This is a genomic window from Streptomyces sp. NPDC006368, assembly GCF_040612535.1.
Taxonomy (GTDB): Bacteria; Actinomycetota; Actinomycetes; order Streptomycetales; family Streptomycetaceae; genus Streptomyces.
Genome location: NZ_JBEXQK010000010.1, coordinates 111,782 through 133,013, shown reverse-complemented (window position 1 = coordinate 133,013; position 21,232 = coordinate 111,782). Strand labels below are relative to the sequence as shown.

The 21,232-nt window shown below is 72.1% G+C and carries 14 protein-coding genes and 1 pseudogene; 6 read left to right on the top strand and 9 right to left on the bottom strand.

The annotated features are described in order from the left end of the window. Window positions 1-2: 2 nt before the first annotated feature. The 5 genes from ABZZ38_RS11255 to ABZZ38_RS11235 all read right to left on the bottom strand — a co-directional run bounded on the left by ABZZ38_RS11255 (window position 3) and on the right by ABZZ38_RS11235 (window position 5,257). Window positions 3-1,124: a monodechloroaminopyrrolnitrin synthase PrnB family protein gene (locus tag ABZZ38_RS11255; RefSeq protein WP_356738135.1), complete on the bottom strand. Its 1,122-nt coding sequence runs from the start codon at window positions 1,122-1,124 to the stop codon at window positions 3-5. A gap of 59 nt (window positions 1,125-1,183) precedes the next feature. Beyond that, window positions 1,184-2,566: an MFS transporter gene (locus tag ABZZ38_RS11250; protein WP_356738133.1), complete on the bottom strand. Its 1,383-nt coding sequence runs from the start codon at window positions 2,564-2,566 to the stop codon at window positions 1,184-1,186. 5 nt (window positions 2,567-2,571) lie between these two features. After that, the gene (locus ABZZ38_RS11245) at window positions 2,572-2,715 is read right to left on the bottom strand and encodes a hypothetical protein (RefSeq protein WP_356738131.1); all 144 of its coding nucleotides are present in this window, start codon (window positions 2,713-2,715) and stop codon (window positions 2,572-2,574) included. Continuing rightward, a complete protein-coding gene (locus tag ABZZ38_RS11240; RefSeq protein ID WP_356738129.1) occupies window positions 2,712-4,163 on the bottom strand; it encodes a 4-hydroxyphenylacetate 3-hydroxylase N-terminal domain-containing protein in 1,452 nt (483 codons plus the stop codon). The genes ABZZ38_RS11245 and ABZZ38_RS11240 overlap by 4 nt, the downstream gene beginning before the upstream one ends. Before the next feature lie 128 nt (window positions 4,164-4,291). Further along, complete coding sequence (locus ABZZ38_RS11235; RefSeq protein ID WP_356738127.1) at window positions 4,292-5,257, bottom strand: AraC family transcriptional regulator; 966 nt, start codon at window positions 5,255-5,257, stop codon at window positions 4,292-4,294. Between the two features lie 147 nt (window positions 5,258-5,404). Here ABZZ38_RS11235 and ABZZ38_RS11230 point away from each other — a divergent pair, with 147 nt between their 5' ends. The 5 genes from ABZZ38_RS11230 (at window position 5,405) to glgB (ending at window position 14,328) form a co-directional block, all read left to right on the top strand. Further along, on the top strand, window positions 5,405-6,328 hold the full coding sequence (locus ABZZ38_RS11230) for an NmrA family NAD(P)-binding protein (protein ID WP_356738125.1): 924 nt from the start codon (window positions 5,405-5,407) through the stop codon (window positions 6,326-6,328). 346 nt (window positions 6,329-6,674) lie between these two features. Then, window positions 6,675-8,660, top strand: a complete 1,986-nt coding sequence (locus tag ABZZ38_RS11225) for an alpha-1,4-glucan--maltose-1-phosphate maltosyltransferase (protein ID WP_356738196.1) — start codon at window positions 6,675-6,677, stop codon at window positions 8,658-8,660. After that, entirely contained in the window at window positions 8,657-10,450 is a 1,794-nt protein-coding gene (treS, locus tag ABZZ38_RS11220; protein WP_356738123.1) for a maltose alpha-D-glucosyltransferase, read from the top strand. The genes ABZZ38_RS11225 and treS overlap by 4 nt, the downstream gene beginning before the upstream one ends. A 187-nt stretch (window positions 10,451-10,637) precedes the next feature. Beyond that, on the top strand, window positions 10,638-12,017 hold the full coding sequence (locus ABZZ38_RS11215; protein ID WP_356738121.1) for a maltokinase: 1,380 nt from the start codon (window positions 10,638-10,640) through the stop codon (window positions 12,015-12,017). Between the two features lie 4 nt (window positions 12,018-12,021). Continuing rightward, window positions 12,022-14,328, top strand: a complete 2,307-nt coding sequence (gene glgB / locus ABZZ38_RS11210) for a 1,4-alpha-glucan branching enzyme (RefSeq protein ID WP_356738119.1) — start codon at window positions 12,022-12,024, stop codon at window positions 14,326-14,328. 105 nt (window positions 14,329-14,433) lie between these two features. Here the strand turns inward: glgB and ABZZ38_RS11205 are convergent, their stop codons facing one another. The 3 genes and pseudogenes from ABZZ38_RS11205 to ABZZ38_RS11195 all read right to left on the bottom strand — a co-directional run bounded on the left by ABZZ38_RS11205 (window position 14,434) and on the right by ABZZ38_RS11195 (window position 19,158). Then, complete coding sequence (locus tag ABZZ38_RS11205; protein ID WP_356738117.1) at window positions 14,434-16,665, bottom strand: UvrD-helicase domain-containing protein; 2,232 nt, start codon at window positions 16,663-16,665, stop codon at window positions 14,434-14,436. Between the two features lie 435 nt (window positions 16,666-17,100). Further along, window positions 17,101-17,420 (bottom strand): annotated as a pseudogene (locus ABZZ38_RS11200) (MerR family transcriptional regulator); the annotation flags it as partial. Between the two features lie 112 nt (window positions 17,421-17,532). Then, a complete protein-coding gene (locus ABZZ38_RS11195; protein ID WP_356738115.1) occupies window positions 17,533-19,158 on the bottom strand; it encodes an MFS transporter in 1,626 nt (541 codons plus the stop codon). Window positions 19,159-19,258: 100 nt separating this feature from the next. On the opposite strand from ABZZ38_RS11195, the gene ABZZ38_RS11190 reads away from it, so the two are divergent. After that, complete coding sequence (locus tag ABZZ38_RS11190) at window positions 19,259-19,870, top strand: TetR/AcrR family transcriptional regulator (protein WP_356738114.1); 612 nt, start codon at window positions 19,259-19,261, stop codon at window positions 19,868-19,870. Window positions 19,871-19,941: 71 nt separating this feature from the next. Here ABZZ38_RS11190 and ABZZ38_RS11185 read toward each other — a convergent pair whose 3' ends face one another. Beyond that, on the bottom strand, window positions 19,942-21,132 hold the full coding sequence (locus ABZZ38_RS11185; RefSeq protein ID WP_356738112.1) for a YncE family protein: 1,191 nt from the start codon (window positions 21,130-21,132) through the stop codon (window positions 19,942-19,944). Window positions 21,133-21,232 lie beyond the last annotated feature (100 nt).

The following is a 21,232-nucleotide window of genomic DNA, read 5'->3' as shown; positions in this document are numbered from 1 at the left end:
TCTCAGGCGGCCGGGGTGCGGGGCCGCTCGACGGCCCTGCGCACCAGCGTCTCGTTGTCCCGGGTCAGGTCGAGGACCTCGCGCAGCAGGGCGATCGGGGCGCCGCCGCTGCCCGCCTCGTACAGCTTCAGGTCGTCGCTGTAGGCCTTGCGGGCGATGCCGATGTGGCGGGCGCGGAACGTCTTGAGGATGCGCAGGACGCGGGCGAGGGAGCGGGCGGAGGCGATGAGCGGGGCCGGCAGCCGGTGCACCGTCTCCCAGCTGAGGGCGGCGGACAGCTTGCCCACGGCGGAGATGCCGCCCTTGTGGGCGGCGTGGAAGGCCCGCCACGACGGCAGGCTGTACTCGACGGACTCCTCCAGGAACGCGTCGTAGGCGGGGTTGGAGCGGTCGCACTGCCAGAGCGTCAGGTCGACGAGCCACAGGGGTACCTGGGCGGCGGCCGGGCCGAGGTAGTCGCGGCCCGCCACGTCGATCTCCTCGAAGTAGGAGCGCAGCGTCCGGGCGAAGAAGACGGGCGTGACGTTGGTGACGGTGAAGTCGATGGAGTCGACCATCGCCTGGACGTGCTGGGCGGTGCGGTCGAGGGCGAGCGCGAAGCCCGGGTCGTACGGTTCGAGGCGGGCGAGGACGGTACAGGTGTCGAGCGCGGCGACGAGGCTGGGGAAGACCATCCGGACGGCTTCCTGGAGGTGGGCCTCCATCCGGTGGCCGGTGAACATCCGCTGCCGGGGGCCGATGGGGTTCCAGGTGGTGTAGTGGTGCACGGTGTCGCGGGGCACCATGTCGGTGCGCCGGGCCAGCTCCTCCAGGACGGGGAGGACCTCGGGGACGGCGGCGACGGGTTCGGTGCCGTGGCGCTTCAGCGAGCCGAGCAGCATGCCGAGGTCACGCATCGCGGCCAGGGCCTCGACGACGCTCCACTCGGCCGCCCGGTCGAGGTCGGGGACGAGGGCGCGCAGTGCGACGGTGAGCGCGGCGACGTCGGCGTCGCGGTTCATGGCAGGGAGCGCGGCCAGCAGCGCGTCGGCGCCGAGTGGGTCGGCCGCGCGTATCTCGGCTATGCGGTAGCGCGGTTCGGCGACGGTATCGAGACCGGGCGCGACCAGGTCGTACAAGGTCAACGGGATGCCCCCCTTGGGCAGTCGGGTCAGGGAGTGGCGGGATCCGCTTGGTCAGGCGGTCACCGCGGTTCGCCCACCCGCTCCTGGCGTGGCGGCGCCGGTACGGGCGCGGGCAGGGTCAGCCGTACGGACAGCAGTGCGGCCAGGGCCGCGAAGGCCGCGCCGACGAGCAGGGCGGCCTGGAAACCGGCCGTCTCGCCCGCGGGGGTCGCCGTGCCGGTACGTGCGGTGGCGACGGCCACCAGGACGGCGAGGCCCAGGACGGAGCCGAACTGCTGACTGGTGTTGATCAGCCCGGACGCCAGGCCCGTCTCCTCGGGCAGGGCCTCGGCGGTGGCGGCCACGTTGGTGGTGACCATGACCAGCGGCAGGGCCGCACCCAGCAGCAGGCTGGGTGCGAAGACTGTGGTGAAGAAGGTGCCGTCGGCGCTCAGGGCGAGCGCGAGCCACACCAGGCCGGCGAGGAGGAGCCCGAAGCCGAGGGTCATGGTGGCGCGCAGTCCGAGGCGGGCGATGACGCGTCCGGTCTGCGGGGCGGTGGCGACGACGACCAGCGACAGCGGCAGCAGGCCGAGCCCGCCGACGAGCGGGGACTCCCCGAGGACGCTCTGGAGGTACAGGCTGACCAGGAAGAACATGGGGAACAGCGCCATCTGGGCGAGGGCGCTGAGGCAGTTGGCGAGCCGCAGCGCGGGCCGCCTCAGGACCGCGGGCGGCACGAGCGGCCGGGTGATCCGCGCCTCCAGCACCGCGAACACCGCGAGCAGCGCCGCTCCGGCGGCGCCCGCGAGGAGGCTGCGGCCGACGAGGGCGTACGCGACGAGCCCGAGCCCGCCGGTGGCGGTGAGCGCGCCGAACAGGTCGAAGCCGCGTTCGGTGCCGCGGGTGGAGCCGTCGAGGAGCCGCAGCGCGAGGGCGCCGAGCAGGGCGGCGACGGCGACGTTCAGCCAGAAGGTGGAGCGCCAGCCGAGGAGGTCGGTGAGGACCCCGCCGAGCACGGTCCCGAGCACACCGCCGAGCCCGCCCATGGCGGCGAAGGCGCCGAGCGCCTTGTGCCGCGCCGGCCCGTCCGGGAACAGGATCAGCAGCAGCGCGAACGCGGCGGCGGCGGCGAACGCCGCCCCGACGCCCTGCGCGGCGCGCGCGGCGATCAGCATCCCGGCGGACCCGGCGAGCCCGCCGGCGAGCGACGCGGCGGCGAGCAGCGCGAGGCCGGCGACGAACAGCCGCCGGTGGCCGAGCAGATCGGCGGTGCGCCCGCCGAGGAGGAGCAGTCCGCCGAAGGTGATGAGGTAGGCGTTGGCGACCCAGGACAGCCCGGCGGATCCGGAGCCGAGGTCGTCGCCGATCGAGGGCAGCGCGACGTTGATGATCGCCGTGTCCATGATCAGCAGCAGCTGTGTCGCCGCGAGCAGCCCCAGCGCGCCACGCGTTCCCGCCACGGCGCTCACCACTCGCCCTCGGCGCGCGTCCACCGGGCAGCGGCGGCGCGGCGGACGCCCGGGTGCGGGTCGCCCGCCGACCGCACCGCCCGGCCGCCCCGGGCGCACTGCCCCGGATCGGCCGCGCGCAGTCGCGCGGGGGCGCTCATCGGGTGCGCTCCAGGCCGTAGCCGTCCAGGCAGGCCCGGGCGAGCGCTTCGCACGCCGGTCCGTCGCCCTCCCACGCCTGCTGCGTCAGGTAGACGTGCGGGGCGCCGTGGTAGAAGCGTTCGTACTGCTCGTGGCGGCCGGCGAACTCGGAGCCGAGCGCGTCCCACGCCAGCTTCAGCAGCTTGATCCGCTCCTCGGCGGGTGTGCCGGGTGAGCGGATGTACTTGCGGACCAGCGGGCCGAGCTCCGGGTGCAGCAGGTCCTCGCCGGAGGCGGGCAGCTGGATGACGCCGCCGCCGGCGAGCAGCTTGATCTCCTGGACGGCCTGCGGGTACAGCTCGCCGGCCATGATGCGCTGCGCGAACGAGATGTCCTTGCCGGGCATCACGCCGCCGCGCCCGCCGTCGACCTGTTCGTACGACGCCTCGGCGGCCAGCACGAACGCCTTCGCCTGGGCGACGCGGCCGAGCAGCCGGCCGATCGCCTGGGTGACGGGCGGCAGCTGGTAGGTGTTGTTCGCCTTGGTGATCAGGATCGCGAGGCCGGTGAGGAACTCCAGCTTGGTCCAGAAGCGGGTGGCCGACTGGTGCACGAAGTTCAGGTACGCGGGGGTCTGCCACCACATCCGGAACGACACGTCGACGTTCCGGTACGCGAGGACGTTCTCCCACGGGACGAAGACGTCGTCGCACACGAGCAGCGCGTCGTTCTCGTCGAACCGCGAGGAGAGCGGATTGTCGAAGACGCTCCGCGCCCGCGCCTCGTACGACGTGCGCGAGAGGAACTTCAGCCCCGGGGTGTCGACCGGGATCGAGAAGCACACCGCGTGCTCGACGTCCTGCGGGGCGAGCGGCTCGATCGTGCCGACGATGACCTCGTTGCCGAACACGGCGGCGGTGCCGATCATCTTGGCGCCGCGCACCACGATCCCGCCGTCCTTCTCGGCGACGACCCGCACCACCAGGTCGTCCTCCTCCTGTTCGGAGGCGGACCTCGTCCGGTCGGTCTGCGGGTTGGTGAGGGTGAAGGTCGGGTAGAGGTCGCCCTCGGCGAGCCGCCGGTGGTAGGCGAGGGCGTTGCCGGCCCCGTCGTACGCGTCCGTGGTGAACAGCTGCGGCAGCGCGGCGAAGCCCGCCGCGCCGCCCGCCATGCAGTCGGGTGTGCGCCCCAGGAAGCCGAATCCGGCCTCCGCCCACACCTTGTACGCCCGGCGGCGGGCGACGAGGTCGTCGTACGAGCGCGGGATCGCGTACGCGCGGTGGACACCGCCCCGGGTGAGGACCGGGGTGTGCTCGGAGTCGTGCGCCAGGTCGTAGAGCCGTGCGAGGGACGCGGCGGTGTTGCGGAAGGCGGGGTGTGTGGTGACGTCCTCCACCCGCTCGCCGTCGAGCCATATCTCGCGTCCGTCGCGCAGCGACGCGAGATATTCCTGACCGGACCTGGTCACCTGTTCTCCTCTTGCGGAACGGCTGTGCCGCAGCAGAGCCTGTCTGGCCGTACCGGTCCACGGCAATGAACGACCGTCCAGCTGTCCTTAAGAACCGGCCAGTGCGGTTTTGGCCATACCGTTCGGTATCAGGCCGCTGCGGTGCTGGTGCGGTACTCCCCCGGGGTCACCCCGAACCACTTGCGGAACGCCAGATGGAAACCCACGGCGCTCTGGTAGCCGACCCGCTGGGGCACCGCGGACTGCGGCAGCGACGTCTCGCCGAGGAGCCGCGCCGCCTCCTGCATGCGCCGGCCCGTGAGGTGTCGTGCGGGGGCCTCGCCGACCAGCTCGCGGAAGGCGGCGGTGAAGGCCGAACGGGACATGCCGACCTCCTTCGCCAGCGACTCGATCGTCCACGGCTCGGCGAACCGGGTCGCGATCATCACCATGGCCCGGCTGACACCGGGGTGGCGCAGCACGGGCAGGCTGGCCGGGTTCTCGGTGAGCTCGCGCAGCAGCGGTCGCAGCGCCAGGACCAGGGCCATCTCGAAGGCGCGCAGGGTGATGAGCCGGTCGCCGGGGCCGACGGGGCGGTCCGGGGTGGCCAGCAGCTGGAGGGTGTCGCGCAGCAGCGGTTCGCGGTCGACCTGGGTGCGGTCGAGGACCAGGACCCAGGGCAGCGCCTTGTACAGGCCGGTGGCGGCGCTGGCGTCGTAGTGCAGCCCGGCGCACAGCAGCCGGCTCTCGGGGCCGCCGCCGGTGATGCGGATCTCGCCGGAGGTGCCGGGCTGCCGCTCGGGCAGCACCGCCTTGAGCGGCACCCCCTGGCGCTCGGGCCGGTCGGACAGCCGGTGCGCGGTGCCCGTGGGGAAGACGGCGAGATCGCCCGCGTGCAGCTCCTGCGGGGCCTGCCCCGCGGCGGTGATCCAGCAGTTGCCGTCGACGATGTAGTGCAGCACGGCGCAGCCCTGCTCGGCGTCGCCCTCGATCGCCCAGGGGGCACTGACGTGCCAGCGGCTGTCGAAAACTCCCGTCAGTCGCAGTGGTTGCAGTAGCTCGCTGAGGAGGTCGTCGCTCTCGGTGCGTACTTTCTCGGTGCGTACGGTGCCCATGGACGATCCTTCAACCCCCGCCCCGGTTTGTTAATTGATCGGCCAAAGCCGTCGCCGCCAGCCTGTGAGGTGCCGTCATGGCAGCAGACCCACCCTATCGAAGGGCCCTTCAGGCACATGTCCGAACACTTGTCAGAGCACATGCCGATGCGTGTTGCAGTCGTGGGAGCGACCGGTTTCCAGGGCGGCGCGGTCGCCCGCCTCCTGGCCGAGCGGCACCACCGCGTGCGTACGCTGACCCGCCGTCCCGACGGCGACCGGCCGCCGCTGCCGGGCGTCTCGTTCGCCTCCGGTGACCTGGGTGAGGCCGAGGACGTACGCCAGCTGTTCGAGGGGGCGACGCACGCCTCGGTGGTCATGCCGCTGGTGTACGAGCCGGACCGGGTGCACCGGTACGCGCGGAACATCGCGGCGGCGGCCCTGGACGCGGGGGTGCGGCGGCTGGTGTACAACGCCAACACGCGCGTTCCCCGGGAGACCACCGATGTGGCGGCGTTCGAGACGCGCAGGATCACCGAGGAGGTGCTGCGCGACAGCGGTGTCCCGCTGGTGGTGCTGCGCCCGCCGGTCTATCTGGACAACCTCTTCAGTCCGTGGAACGGGCCCGCCCTGGTGAACGACGGCGTCCTCGCGTATCCGCTGCCCGCGCACACGCCGACGGCGTGGATCTCGCACCGCGACCTGGCGGAGGCGGTGGTCGCGGCGCTGACCGCGGACGGCGTGGAGGGCGGCACGTTCGACATCGGCGGCGAGCGCGCGCTGACGGGTGAGCAGCTGGCGACGGCCTTCGGCCACGGGCTGGGCCGTACGGTGCGCTACCAGGCGCTGGACCCGGACCTCTTCGAGCAGGGCCTCGCCCAGGTGCTCGGCCCGGCGGCGGCGGCCGGCGTCGCGGGTATCTACCACTACATGGCGACCGGCGCGGACCCGCTGCTGATGGCGGGCGACCACGGTGTCTCGGCCGGGGCGCTGTCGCTGCGGCCCTCACCGGTGGACGAGTGGGTGAGCCGCCAGCCCTGGCAGATCTGGGCGAACGACCCGGAGGAGCAGGACGCCCAGCCCTTGAAGTGATTCCCCCCCGGGTCACACGCCGCGCGTGCCTCACGGGTGACCCACGCGCCCACCCACTCACAGCAACCACGGAGGCCCCGCCTCAAGTTCACCCGTACGGCGGTATCCCTGCCGGCCCTCTTATTTTGCGCCATAAGGGGGCCGGTTCGTCTTGTTCCGACTACCTCTCGGTAGTTAACACTGCGCCGGATTGCCCACCCGAAGGGTGTGGGAAGGCTCCTCCGGAACCCGCCCACCCGAGTGAACCCGGACAGGAGCGGTGATGCCTGCGCCCCGCCACCCGTCAACGGAGCAGCTACAAAGAGCGATACCCCATAAGCAACCCTCAGGTGATGCCGTGAATTCGCTGATTGGTCGCATTCCCGTACTGGACGTTCGTCCGCTGGTCGACTGCGGTAGAAGGCCCGCCAAGGCGGTGGTCGGCGAAACCTTTCAGGTTACGGCCACCGTGTTCCGAGAAGGTCACGACGCCGTGGCCGCCAATGTCGTACTGACGGATCCCGCCGGCCATGAAGGGCCGTTCACCCCCCTGCGCGAACTGGCCCCCGGCACCGACCGCTGGGGCGCCGAGGTCACCCCGACGGCCGAAGGGCGCTGGTCCTACCGGGTCGAGGCGTGGAGCGACCCGGTCACCACCTGGCGCCACCACGCCGAGATCAAGATTCCGGCGGGCATCGACACCGAGCTCGTACTGGAGGAGGGCGCCGCCCTCCACGAGCGGGCCGCCGAGGGCGTACCGAAGAGCGAGGGCCGCGAAGCCGTGCTCGCCGTGGTGGACGCCCTGCGCGACGAGCGGCTGACCGCCGAGGAGAGACTGCGGGCGGCGCTCGCGCCCGAGGCGGTGGAGGCCCTGTCCCGGCACCCGCTGCGCGAGCTGGTGACCTCCTCGCGCCCGCTGCCGCTGCTCGTGGAGCGCGAGCGGGCGCTGTTCGGGTCGTGGTACGAGATGTTCCCGCGCTCCGAGGGGGCGCGCGTGGAGAACGGCAGGCTGGTCCCGGGCACCCTGCGCACGGCCGCCGAGCGGCTGCCGGCCATCGCCGCGATGGGTTTCGACGTGGTGTACCTGCCGCCGATCCACCCGATCGGCACCACGCACCGCAAGGGCCGCAACAACGCGCTCACGGCGGAGCCGGACGACGTGGGCGTGCCGTGGGCGATCGGCTCCCCCGAGGGCGGCCACGACACGGTCCACCCGGACCTGGGGACCCTGGAGGACTTCGACGCCTTCGTGGCGCGCGCCCGCGAGCTGCGCCTGGAGGTCGCGCTGGACTTCGCGCTGCAGTGCTCGCCGGACCACCCATGGGTGAGCAAGCGCCCGCAGTGGTTCCACCACCGGCCCGACGGCACGATCGCGTACGCCGAGAACCCGCCGAAGAAGTACCAGGACATCTACCCGATCGCGTTCGACCAGGACATGCGGGGCCTCGTCCGCGAGACGCTGCGCGTGCTGCGGCACTGGATGGCCCACGGGGTGCGCATCTTCCGCGTCGACAATCCGCACACCAAGCCGGTGGTCTTCTGGGAGAAGGTCATCGCGTCCATCCGCCGCACCGACCCGGACGTGATCTTCCTGGCGGAGGCGTTCACCCGCCCGGCGATGATGCACACGCTCGGCGCGATCGGCTTCCAGCAGTCGTACACGTACTTCACCTGGCGCAACACCAAGCAGGAGCTGACCGAGTACCTGACGGAACTGTCCGGGGACGCCGCGGCCTACATGCGGCCGAACTTCTTCGTGAACACCCCCGACATCCTGCCCGGTTACCTTCAGCACGGCGGCCGGCCCGCCTTCGAGGTGCGGGCGGTGCTCGCCGCCACGATGTCGCCGACGTGGGGCATGTACGCCGGGTACGAACTGTGCGAGAACACCCCCGCGCGGGAGGGCAGTGAGGAGTACCTGGACTCCGAGAAGTACCAACTCCGGCCGCGTGACTGGGAGTCGGCGGAGCGCGAGGGACGCACGATCACCCCGCTGATCACCACGCTGAACCGGATCAGGCGCCGCAACGCCGCGCTGCGTCAGCTGCGGTCGATCCACTTCCACCACGCCGACAACGACGCGGTGATCGCCTACAGCAAGCGGTCGGGTTCGAACATGGTTCTGACGGTCGTCAACCTCGACCCGCGCCACACCCACGAGGCGACGGTCTCGTTGGACATGCCGGAGCTCGGCCTCGACTGGCACGAGACCGTACCGGTGCGCGACGAGCTCACCGGCGAGACCTATCACTGGGGCAGGGCCAACTACGTGCGCCTTCAGCCGGGCGTCACGCCCGCGCACATCCTGGTCCTGCGACCGTCCCCGCCGATCGGAGGGTCACCCACATCATGATCGTCAACGAGCCCGTCCACGACACCTTCGAGGACACGCCCGCCAAGGACCGCGATCCCGACTGGTTCAAGCGAGCCGTCTTCTACGAGGTTCTGGTCCGGTCCTTCCAGGACAGCAATGGCGACGGCGTCGGTGACCTCAAGGGCATCACCGCCAAACTGGACTACCTGCAGTGGCTCGGAGTCGACTGCCTCTGGCTTCCGCCGTTCTTCAAGTCGCCGCTGAGGGACGGCGGTTACGACGTCTCGGACTACACGTCCGTCCTCCCGGAGTTCGGTGACCTCGCCGACTTCGTCGAGTTCGTGGACGCCGCCCACCAGCGCGGCATGCGGGTGATCATCGACTTCGTGATGAACCACACCAGCGACCAGCACCCGTGGTTCCAGGAGTCGCGCGCCAACCCCGACGGCCCGTACGGCGACTACTACGTCTGGGCCGACGACGACAAGCAGTACCAGGACGCCCGGATCATCTTCGTCGACACGGAGACGTCCAACTGGACCTTCGACCCGGTCCGCAAGCAGTACTACTGGCACCGGTTCTTCTCGCACCAGCCCGACCTGAACTACGAGAACCCACGCGTGCAGCAGGAGATCCTGTCCGCGCTGCGTTTCTGGCTGGACCTGGGCATCGACGGCTTCCGCCTCGACGCCGTGCCGTACCTCTACCAGGAGGAGGGCACCAACTGCGAGAACCTCCCGGCCACCCACGCCTTCCTCAAGCGGGTCCGCAAGGAGATCGACGCCGCCTACCCGGACACCGTGCTGCTCGCCGAGGCCAACCAGTGGCCCGAGGACGTGGTCGACTACTTCGGCGACTTCCCCGGCGGCGGCGACGAGTGCCACATGGCGTTCCACTTCCCGGTGATGCCGCGCATCTTCATGGCCGTGCGCCGGGAGTCCCGCTACCCCGTCTCCGAAGTCCTGGCCAAGACCCCGGCGATCCCGGCGGGCTGCCAGTGGGGCATCTTCCTGCGCAACCACGACGAGCTGACGCTGGAGATGGTCACCGACGAAGAGCGCGACTACATGTACGCGGAGTACGCCAAGGACCCCCGGATGCGCGCCAACATCGGCATCCGGCGCCGGCTCGCCCCGCTGCTCGACAACGACCGCAACCAGATCGAGCTGTTCACCGCGCTGCTCCTGTCCCTCCCCGGCTCGCCGATCCTGTACTACGGCGACGAGATCGGGATGGGCGACAACATCTGGCTCGGCGACCGCGACGGCGTCCGCACCCCGATGCAGTGGACGCCCGACCGCAACGCGGGATTCTCGTCCTGCGACCCGGGACGGCTGTACCTGCCGACCATCATGGACCCGGTCTACGGCTACCAGGTCACGAACGTCGAGGCGTCCATGGCCTCGCCCTCGTCGCTGCTGCACTGGACGCGGCGGATGATCGAGATCCGCAAGCAGAACCCGGCCTTCGGCCTCGGCTCGTACACCGAACTGCCGTCGTCGAATCCGGCGGTCCTCGCCTTCCTGCGGGAGTACGGCGACGACCTGGTGATGTGCGTGCACAACTTCTCGCGCTTCCCCCAGCCGACCGAGCTCGACCTGCGGCAGTTCAACGGCATGCACCCGGTGGAGCTGATCGGTGGGGTGCGCTTCCCCGCCATCGGCGAATGGCCGTATCTGCTCACCCTCGCCGGGCACGGGTTCTACTGGTTCCGGCTGCGCGAGGACGCCGTGAAACCGGCCAAATCCATCAAGCCGAACGCCACCGCGACGACCAGGCCGGCCGCCGGACCGACCCGCAACTCGGCGGCGGGCAACGGCGCGAGCTGAGACGGACTCAGGGCGGTGCGTTTCCGTCGCCCCGCCCTGGGAACTCTCCCCCTCATACGTCGAAGCGGGTCCATCCGGACCCATCCCCGCCCGACACGTCCCGCACAGCCGGACAGCAATCGCCGCATTCCGGGACACTCTGCACGTTCTGTGCATTCTGTAGTGCCCGGGGAAAGGACGCGCTGCCATGTCGGAGACCGCATCCACCGCCCGGGCCCCGGTCGCCCTGCTGCCTTCCCTGGGGCCACTGCTCCTCGAATGGCTGCCCCGGCAGCGCTGGTTCGCCGGGAAGGGACGGCCCGTCACGGGCTTCACCCTCGTCTCGGCCACCGAACTGCTCCCCGTCGACGCCACGGGTCCCGGTCTGCTGCACCTGCTCGTCCGCGTCCAGCAGCCGGGCCTCGCGCCCTCGGCCCAGGCCGACTGCTACCAGCTGCTGCTGGGCGTACGGGCGAACCTGCCGCCACAACTCGCCCACGCGCTCATCGGCCGCGTGCCCGACGGCCCGCTCGCCGGCCGCACGGTCTACGAGGGGCTGAGCGACCCGAGGCTCGCCTCGCTCCTGCTGGAACGATTGCGCACCCCCGGCCCCATGGGGCCGCTGCGCTTCTCCCGCACTGTTTCCATCCCCGAGGGCCTCAGCCCCCGCGTGCTGGACGCCGAACAGTCCAACTCCTCGCTCGTGTACGGCGACGCGTACATCCTGAAGGTCTTCCGCCGCATCTACCCGGGCGCCAACCCGGACCTGGAGCTCCCGCTGGCGCTCGCCCGCGCCGGCTGCGCCCGGGTGCCCGCACCCGTCGCCTGGTACGAGTCCGAGAACAGCCAGCCCGAGCCCAGCACGCTCGGCGTCCTCCAGCCGTATCTGCGCGGCTCCCAGGACGGCTGGCAGCTCGCCCTGGACGCGCTCGCCGCCGAACGGGACTTCACCGCCGAGGCACACGCGCTCGGCCGGGCCACCGCCGAGGTGCACACCGCGCTCGCCGACGCGCTGCCGACCGTCGCGCTCGGCCGCCCGCAGACCGAGAACCTCGCCATCCAGATGAACCGGCGCCTGGAGGCCGCCGCCCAGGCCGTGCCCGCGCTCCTGCCGTACGTCCCCGGGCTGCGCACCGCCTTCGACGCCGTCGGCAAGCTGGCCGCCGAGGACGTCACCTGGCGGGCGCAGCGGGTGCACGGCGACCTCCACCTGGGCCAGACGCTGCGCACACGGGACGGCGACTGGTCGGTGATCGACTTCGAGGGCGAACCCGCGAAGCCGCTCGCCGAGCGCCGCCGCCCGCAGCCACCCGTCCGCGACGTGGCCGGGATACTGCGCTCCTTCGACTACGCCGCCCGCTGGTTCCACCCCTGGAACCCCGACTGGGCGGAGCGCTGCCGCGACGCGTACTGCACCGGATACGCCGAGGCCTCCGGCACCGACCCGCGCGCCGAACCCGCGCTGCTGCGCGCGTACGAGACGGACAAGGCCGTGTACGAGGTCCTGTACGAGGCCCGGCACCGACCCGACTGGCTCCCGGTCCCGATGGCGGCGATCCGTCGCCTGGCCGCGCAGCCGACCCCCTGACGCCTTGAGGAGGCCTTTCCCCGTGACCCCCCGTCGTCCGACCCGCAACCAGGCAACCGAGAAGACCAAGGCCGTCACGACCCCCCTCGGGGAGGCCACCGCCCTCCCCACCCCGCCGCCCGGCGCGACACCCCGCCCCCGGACGGCGGCCGGCGGTGTGCCCGCCGCGCCGCTCGACGCCGCCGACCGGGGGCGGCTGCTGGCCGGCGAGCACCACGACCCGCACGCCCTGCTGGGCGCGCACCCGGTCGCGGGCGGCGTCGTGATCCGGGCGCTGCGCCCGTACGCGGTGGGCGTGACCGTGCTCGTGGAGGGGGCGCGGACCGAGCTGCACGACGACGGCGACGGGTTCTTCTCGGGGGTGCTGCCGCTGTCGGAGGTGCCGGACTACCGGCTGCTGGTCGCGTACGACTCCGGCGTCGTCGAGGTGGACGATCCGTACCGCTTCCTGCCCACGCTCGGGGAGCTGGACCTGTATCTGATCGGCGAGGGCCGCCACGAGCAGCTGTGGACGGCGCTCGGCGCGCACCCGGTGACCCACCAGGGCGTGGAGGGCACCCGGTTCACGGTCTGGGCGCCCAACGCGCGCGGGGTGCGGCTCGTCGGCGAGTTCAACTACTGGGACGAGGCCACGGGGCTGCCGCTGCGTTCCCTCGGCAGCACCGGCGTGTGGGAGCTGTTCGTGCCCGGGCTGGGCGAGGGCGCGCTGTACAAGTTCGCGGTCACCGGCCCCGACGGCAGCCGCTCGCTGCGCGCCGACCCGATGGCCCGCCGCACCCAGTGCCCGCCGGAGACCGCCTCCATCGTCACCGCCTCGCACTACGAGTGGCAGGACGGCGAGTGGATGGCGCACCGCGGCGACCGGCCCGTCCACGAGGCGCCGTTCTCGGTGTACGAGGTGCACCTGGCGTCGTGGCGGCCGGGGCTCGGCTACCGGGAGCTGGCCGAACAGCTGCCCGCGTACGTCAAGGAGCTCGGCTTCACGCACATCGAGCTGATGCCGGTCGCCGAGCACCCCTACAGCCCGTCCTGGGGCTACCAGGTCACCTCGTACTACGCGCCGACCGCCCGCCTGGGCAGCCCGGACGACTTCAAGTTCCTCGTCGACGCCTGCCACCGGGCGGGGATCGGGGTGATCGTCGACTGGGTGCCCGCCCACTTCCCGAAGGACGACTGGGCGCTGGCCCGCTTCGACGGCACGCCGCTGTACGAGCACCCGGACCCGCGCCGGGCCGAGCACCCGGACTGGGGCACGCTCGAATTCGACTACGGCCGCACGGAGGTCCGCAACTTCCTCGTCGCGAACGCCGTCTACTGGTGCGAGGAGTACCACATCGACGGCCTGCGGGTCGACGCCGTCGCCTCCATGCTGTACCTGGACTACTCCCGTGAGGGCGGCGAGTGGGTGCCGAACGAGTACGGCGGGCGGGAGAACTTCGACGCCGTCTCCTTCCTCCAGGAGATGAACGCCACCGTCTACCGCCGCTGCCCGGGCGTGGTGACCATCGCCGAGGAGTCCACGGCCTGGGAGGGCGTCACCCGCCCCACCGACCAGGGCGGGCTGGGTTTCGGCCTGAAGTGGAACATGGGCTGGATGCACGACTCGCTGGTGTACGTCTCCAAGGAACCGGTGCACCGCAAGTACCACCACAACGAGATGACGTTCTCGATGGTGTACGCGTACAGCGAGAACTACGTCCTGCCCATCTCGCACGACGAGGTGGTGCACGGCAAGCAGGCGCTGGTGACGAAGATGCCGGGCGACTGGTGGCAGCGGCGCGCCACCCACCGCGCGTACCTGGGCTTCATGTGGTCGCACCCGGGCAAGCAACTGCTGTTCATGGGGCAGGAGTTCGCCCAGGGCGCCGAGTGGTCGGAGGCGCACGGCCCGGAGTGGTGGCTGATGGAGGACTCCTACCACTCGGCCGGCGACCACCGCGGCATGCGGGACCTGGTGCGCGACCTGAACGCGGTGTACACCGCGACGCCCGCGCTGTGGGAGCGGGACACCGCCCCTGAGGGCTTCCGGTGGGTGCTGGGCGACGCGGCCGACGACAACGTCTTCGCGTTCCTGCGATACGACGCGCAGGGCAACCCGCTGCTGGCGGTGAGCAACTTCTCGCCGGTGGTGCGGCACGAGTACCCGATGTGGGCGCCGGACGGGGTCTCCGCCTGGGCGGAGGTGCTGAACACCGACGCGGCGCGGTACGGCGGCGGTGACGTGCGCAACGCCGGCCCGGTCAAGCCGGAGTCGGGGTGCCTCCGGCTGACGCTGCCGCCGCTGGCGACGGTGTGGTTCGCACCGGCGTGACCCGGAACCGGGAGGGCCGGTCGCGCGGCGGTGGTGTCCGCCGTACGACCGGCCCGCCAGCCCGGGGCGCGGCGTCTTCCCCGGGACGAACCCGCCGGAGCGGGTTCAGCGCGCCGTTCGGGCGTCGCGGATGACGCCCAGGCGCTGCGTCGCGCGGGTCAGCGCCACATAGAGGTCGTTGACGCCGTGCGGCCCCGCGGCGCGGATGGCGTCCGGGTCGGCGACGATCACCGTGTCGAACTCCAGCCCCTTCGCCTGGCGCGGCTCCAGCAGGACGACCGGCCGGGTGAGGTCGGGGACCGGGCCGTGCGCGGCGTCCGGGAGCGCCTCGCTCAGCGCCCGCAGACGGCCGGACGGGGCGATGACGGCGAGCCGCCCCTCGGCGGGCATCTCGCGGCGTACGGCCTCGGCGACGTCCCGGGCCAGGTCGTCGCTGGTGGTCTCCCAGGGCGGGACGCCCGTGGAGCGCACCGACCGCGGCGGTTCGAAGTCCGGCTCCTCGGCGCGGCGCACCGCGGCGGCGACCTCCATGATCTCGGCGGGGGTGCGGTAGTTGACGCCGAGGCGGACGTGCTCGAAGCGGTCGCCGACGTACGGGTCGAGGATGTCCTTCCACGAGCCGCAGCCCGCCGCGTCGCCCGTCTGGGCGGGGTCGCCGACGAGGGTCATCGAGCGGGTGGGGACGCGGCGCATCAGCAGCCGCCACGCCATGGCGGACAGCTCCTGCGCCTCGTCGACGATGACGTGTCCGAACGCCCAGGTGCGGTCGGCGGCGGCGCGTTCGGCGGCGCTGCGGTGGTCGGCCTCCTCGTGGCGCTCGGCGAACCGTTCGGCGTCGATGATGTCGTGGGCGGCGAGCACCTCCGACTCCTCGTCCTCGAACTCGTACGTGCGGGAGGCGTAGCTGACGTCCAGCACGCCCTGGGCGTAGGCGATGCGCCGGCCGCGCTCCCGCTCGGCCTCGGCGCGGGCGAGGGCGTCGTCCTCGCCGAGGAGCTCGGCGGCCTCGTCCAGGAGCGGTACGTCGGCCGGTGTCCAGGGCCCGGTCGCGCGCCGTACGAACTCGGCCTCGCCGTCCGGCAGATAACCGTCCGGTTCGGCGAGGAAGCGGGCGAGCAGCCCTTGCGGGGTGAGGGTGGGCCACAGCTCCTCGATGGCGGCGTGGACGCGCGGTTCGGCGGCGATCTCCTTGCGCATCTGGGTGATGTCGGAGGGGTCGAGGAGGTTCGGTCCTCCGAAGGGGTCGGCGCCGATCCGCTCGGTGAGCTGCTCGGTGAGCGCGTCGATGACGCGGAACGCGAAGCGCGGGCGGGCCAGGTTGTGCGGCAGGCCGGTGGAGCGGGCGTCCCAGCGGGCGTCCTCGGCCATGTTCCGGTCGAGGAGGAGGGTGCCGTAGTCCTCGTGGTCGATCTCGATGGGGGCGTCGGTGGCCGGCACGGTCTGCTGGTCGCGTACGTACCGCGCGAGGACGTCCGCCATGCTCGCCCGGCCCTTTATCTCGGCGGCCTCGGGGCTGTCGGTGCCGGTGGCGTGGACGCCGGGGAAGAGCTCGCCCATGGTGGCGAGCAGGACGCCGGTCTCGCCGAGGGCGGGCAGGACCTCACCGATGTACCCGAGGAAGGCGGGGTTGGGCCCGACGATGAGCACGGCCCGGCGGGCGAGCTGCTCGCGGTGGGCGTAGAGCAGGTACGCGGCGCGGTGCAGGGCGACGGCCGTCTTGCCGGTGCCGGGGCCGCCCTCGACGACGAGGACGCCCTGGTGCGGGGCGCGGATGACGCGGTCCTGCTCGGCCTGGATGGTCTGCACGATGTCGCTCATCCGCCCGGTGCGGGCGGCGTCGAGCGCGGCGAGCAGCACGGCGTCGGCGTCCGGGTTCTCGTGCCCGGTGCGGGTGGGGTCGCTCAGGTCGAGGATCTCGTCGTGCAGCGCGGTGACCTCGCGCCCCCTGGTCGTGATGTGGCGCCGCCGGCGCAGCCCCATGGGCGCGTACCCGGTGGCGAGGTAGAACGGGCGGGCGACCTCGGCGCGCCAGTCGACGACGAGCGGGGTGCGCTCCGCGTCGTCGTCCCGAATTCCGATGCGCCCGATGTGGTGGTCGCGTCCGTCCCGGAACTCCAGCCGCCCGAAGCACAGGCCGTTCTCACCCGCGTCGAACGCGGCCAGCAGCCCGGACTGCTCGGCGACCAGCACGTCCCGCTCCAGCCGCGCCTGGAGGCCGTTCCCCCCGCCCTTGAGCGCGGCCCGCATGGCACGCTCGGCCTGGTAGCGCAGGTGGTCGAGTCGCGCGTAGAGCTCACTGATGAATTGCTGCTCTTCCCGAATGTCCTCGGTTGACAATTCGACTCCTGCCGCGATACAGTGCGTTTATTGAACTTCCGCGTGCGCTTTATCGAAAGCACACAGGAACCATTCAATATACGCGAAGAAACACCCCGGCCGCCAATTCCGACCGGGGTATTTTTGTGCGCGGATTTCGACCGGGCCTGCCGCTACGCCGGCGCGTCCCCCGGCTCCTGGAGCAGGCGCCGCTCGGGGCGGTCGCCGACCATCGACCTCACCGGTCCCCCGGCCCGGAAGAGCAGCGGGGATCGGCATCGCCGGTACGCCGGACCGCGTCACCGTACCGGGGTTGGTGTCCACGTCGATCCGGACCGCCTTCAGCCGGTCGGCCTCCTCGGCGGCCACCGCGCTCAGCACCGGGGCCGGTCGGCGGCACGGGGGCACCAGTCCGCGGTGGTGCGGGGGTTTCGGTCGCCAGGGCGACCGGGTGGCGACCTCGGTGCGGATCGACCGGAGCCGGCCGATCAGGCCGTCCAGTTCGGCGAGCTTGCGGCGGTGGACGTCGAGCGACGCCGGGCAGGAGTCCCCGGCCGGGTGACCGGCCCGCAGACAGTCGACGAACGGCCAGGTCTCCTCCAGGTCGGACCCGGAGCCTGGAGCGTACGGATCTGCCGGAGCAGCCGCAGGTCGGTCTCGTCGTACCTGCGGTAGCCGTTCTCCGCCCGCCGTGCGGGGAGCGGTCCGCGCGACTCGTAAGAGCGCGGGGTGCGCGTGCTGGTGCCCGCGCGCCCCGCGAGTTCGCCCATGCGCATACCGACGGACGTAATCAATCCCTGACGCGGACGTCAGGGCGAGCGGACGCCGGGGCGGGATGTGCTCGGGACCCGTGACGCGCCGCCCCCCGGCGGCGCGTCACGGGAGGTCTCAGACGCGCTCGGCTTCCCGGGGCTCCGGTTCGGCGGCCGGGCGGTCGCCGGCCCGGGTGCGGCCGGGGAGCAGCGCGGCGACCAGGAGGGTGCCCACACCGAGGATGGACGCGCCGATCAGGCTCGTGTGGGCGACGGCGTCGGAGAAGGCCGAGCCGACCGCGTCGGCCATCTGCCGGGCGCCCTGGGCGAGCGGCGCGGCCTGGGCGGGGGACGCGTGGGCCGCCTGGTCGGCGATGCCCCGCGCGACGGCGTACCCGGCGCCGACCGAGTCCTGGGCCGCCTCCAGGGCCTGGGCCGGCAGACGGCTGCCCGCCGTCGCGTCGGCGAGGTTCGAGGAGTACGAGGACGCCAGCACCGAGCCGAGCAGCGCGATGCCGAGGGAGCCGCCGAGCTCCAGCGACGTGTCGTTGACGGCGCCGCCGACGCCCAGCTCGGACTCGGGGAACGCGCCCATGATGGCGTCGGTGCACGGCGAGAGCGCCAGGCCGATCGCCACGCCCAGGATGACCAGCGGGGCGACGAGGTCCCCGTACCCCGAGGTCGCGTCGACGCGGGTGAGGAGCGCGAGCGCGACCGTACCGAAGAGCATGCCCGTGGTGACGGTGACCCGCATGCCCAGGCGCGGCGTGAGGAAGCCGGTCAGCGCCGAGCCGACGAAGACCGCGCCGGCCAGGGGCAGCATGCGGACGCCGGTGTCGAGCGGGTCGTACCCGAGCACGAACTGCAGATGCTGCGTCAGGAAGTAGAAGGCGCCGAAGACGGCGAGGAAGAACAGCGCGACGGCGAGGTTGGAGCCGGCGAAGCCGCGGTCCAGGAAGCGGCGAACGTCCAGCACCGGGCGCGGGTGGCGCAGCTCCCAGGCGACGAAGGCGACGAGCCCGAGGCCGGCCGCGACCGCCGCCCCGACGGCCTTGGCGTCCCAGCCGAAGTGCGGCCCCTGGATGATCATGTAGACGAGGGCGCCGGTCCACAGGACGGAGAGCAGCCCGCCGACGTAGTCGATGCGGCCGTGGTGGGCGGCCCTGGACGGCGGTACGAGGGCGAGGGCGCCGATGACGGCGAGCACGGCGACCGGGACGTTGATCAGGAAGGTCGACGCCCAGCCGTGGCTCTCCAGGAGCGCGCCGGCGACCAGGGGCCCGGCGGCGATGGCGACGCCCGCGGTGGCCGTCCACAGCACGATGGCCTTGGCCCGCTCGGCGCGCGGGAAGGTCGCGGCGAGCAGCGACAGCGTGGCCGGCATGATCATGGCCGCGCCGACCCCCATCACGGCGCGGGCGGTGATGACCCCGGCCGAGGAGTCGACGAGCGATCCGGCGACCGAGCCCGCGCCGAAGACGACGAGGCCGAGGACGAGGGCTCCGCGCCGGCTGTACTTGTCGCCTATCGCGCCGAGCAGCAGCATGAGCGCCGCGTACGGGACGGTGTAGCCGTCGATGACCCACTGGAGGTCGGAGCTGGTCAGCCCGAGGTCCTGGGTCATGTCGGGGGCGGCGACCGTCAGCGCGGTGTTCGCCATGACGATGATCAGCAGGCTCAGGCAGAGCACCAGCAGGGCCCACCAGCGCCGTGGGTAGGGCCGGTCCATTTTCTCGACCGGCTCGTTCATGACGAGACGCATGGCTCGGTCCACCCTTCCTCTCACGATCTTGCACATAAGTGTGCAACTACACACTGCTGTGCAATTTACGTGACTGCACACCGCTGTGCAAAATGGGGGCGTGACCTCTTCTGGAAGGGCCGACGCGAACCGGCGCCGCATCGAGCAGGTGGCCCTGGCCGAGCTGCTGCGCGACCCGGACGCCTCCATGGACCAGATCGCCCGCGCCGCGGGCGTCGTACGCCGCACCGTGTACGGGCACTTCCCGAGCCGCGACGCGCTGATCGCCGCCCTCGTGGACAGCGCCGTCGAGTCGGTCGCACGGGCGCACGCGAGCGGTCGCGCGGGCGTGACCGACCCCGCCGAGGCGCTGGCCCGCGCCACGCTGGCGGTGTGGGAGATCGCCGACCGCTACCGGCTGCTGGTGGCGCTCGCCCAGCGCAGCGTCACGATGGAGGGCATCCGGGAGCGGCTCACCCCGGTCCGCGAGGCCTGCGCGCAGGCCCTGCAACGAGGCCTGGACGAGGGCGTGTTCCGCTCACCCCTGCCGGCCGCTGCCCTCGCCCACGTGCACGAGCACACGCTGTTCGGACTGATGGAGGCCGTGAACACGGGCGCCCTCGCGGCGGACCGCGCGGGGCGGTCGGCCGCGGTGACGATGCTGATCTCGGCAGGGGTGACGGCCGAGCGGGCGGTGCGGCTGGTCGACTCACTGCCGTCGGCTCCCGCGTGAGCCGTGCGGCGCCCTGGACGGGCCGCCGGTGACGGCGGCCCCGTCGACGCCGTGCGGGGGCGCGCCGGTGGCTACCGGGTGAGCCCGGGCAGGGCGTCCGCCGCGACCTTTCCGGCGCGCTCGCGCTGCGGATAGTCCCCGACCTTCACCCGGGCGACCTCCTTGGCGGTGCGGTAGTCGACGACCGAGACCTCGTCGCGCTGCGAGAGCGTCACGAAGCAGTGCGTGCCACCGGGGGCCGTCACCGCCCAGTAGGGCAGGGCGCCCGGCTCGTAGTGGACGAACCCGTCGGTGGTCAGGCCCGGGCGGGAGACGACGGCGGTGTAGTCGTCGATGGTGCCGGCCATGCAGAGCTTGTCGTTCGCGCCGTTCAGCGCCATGCCGTGGTGCGCGGAGTTCTGCGGGTAGTCGTCGGCCTTGAGCGCCGCGCCCGCCGCGCTGAACGGCATCCGGACGGTCCGTACCGTACGGCCGGCCTCCAGGTCAAACTCGATGAAGCCGTTGAGGTAGGAGAGCTGGGCGTACATCGTCTTCTCGTCCGGCGTGATGACGGCCGGGCGGACGCCCTTGTCGAAGGTGTACGTACGCAGCACCTTCAGAGTCCTCGCGTCGGCGACGGTGACCTGCTTGGCGCCCTTGAGGGCGTCCAGCGCCTTGGGCAGGGACGTGACGCCGATGGACATGTTGTAGATGCGGCTGCCGTCCGGCCCGTAGATGTTCTCGTGGGGGTAGGTGCCGGTCGGGAACTCCCCGGTGACGCGGCCGGTCGCGGTGTCCAGCGTCTGCGCCTTGGCGGCCGTGATGGCCGAGACGACGAAGGTGGAGCCGTCGGCGGAGAGCGCGGCGTGGTCGGCCTTCAGGCCGTCGAGGTGGGTGCGCCACAGCTGGCGGCCGGACGCGATGTCGTACGCGGCGGCGTCCCCGAGGTTGCCGCGCGAGACGTAGAGGGTGCGGCCGTCGGGCGAGACGTGGGCGTCGTCGACGAACTTGTCACCGCCCGCCTGCTGCTTGACGATCTCGTACGCCGCGCGGCGGACCGGGTTCATCCCGGCGAGGATCTCGTCGAGGTCGGGGACGACGTCGAGCGAGCCGAGGTTCTCGTACGTACGGGAGTCGATGAAGCTGACCGTGCCGTCGGCGCTGTTGCCGACGAGGACGACATCGCGCAGGCCGGTGACGGCCGGCTCCTCCGCGACCGAGGCCGTCACGGAGCCGAGGGCGAGCGTGAGGGCGAGGGCGAGCACTGCCGGAACACGTGCCATGGGGGACCCCTTCGCATGAGCATGTCATGGGTCTGGCGGGTTCCACATACGATGGCACGACCCTGTTACCGGCGGTAGCCCCCGATGGCGACGGAGCCGG

Coding starts and splice junctions, on each gene's coding strand:
- ABZZ38_RS11195 (WP_356738115.1), bottom strand. CDS start 19,158: ATGCGTCTCGTCATGAACGAGCCGGTCGAGAAAATGGACCGGCCCTAC.
- ABZZ38_RS11235 (WP_356738127.1), bottom strand. CDS start 5,257: ATGGGCACCGTACGCACCGAGAAAGTACGCACCGAGAGCGACGACCTC.
- ABZZ38_RS11230 (WP_356738125.1), top strand. CDS start 5,405: ATGCGTGTTGCAGTCGTGGGAGCGACCGGTTTCCAGGGCGGCGCGGTC.
- ABZZ38_RS11245 (WP_356738131.1), bottom strand. CDS start 2,715: ATGAGCGCCCCCGCGCGACTGCGCGCGGCCGATCCGGGGCAGTGCGCC.
- treS (WP_356738123.1), top strand. CDS start 8,657: ATGATCGTCAACGAGCCCGTCCACGACACCTTCGAGGACACGCCCGCC.
- ABZZ38_RS11215 (WP_356738121.1), top strand. CDS start 10,638: ATGTCGGAGACCGCATCCACCGCCCGGGCCCCGGTCGCCCTGCTGCCT.
- ABZZ38_RS11185 (WP_356738112.1), bottom strand. CDS start 21,132: ATGGCACGTGTTCCGGCAGTGCTCGCCCTCGCCCTCACGCTCGCCCTC.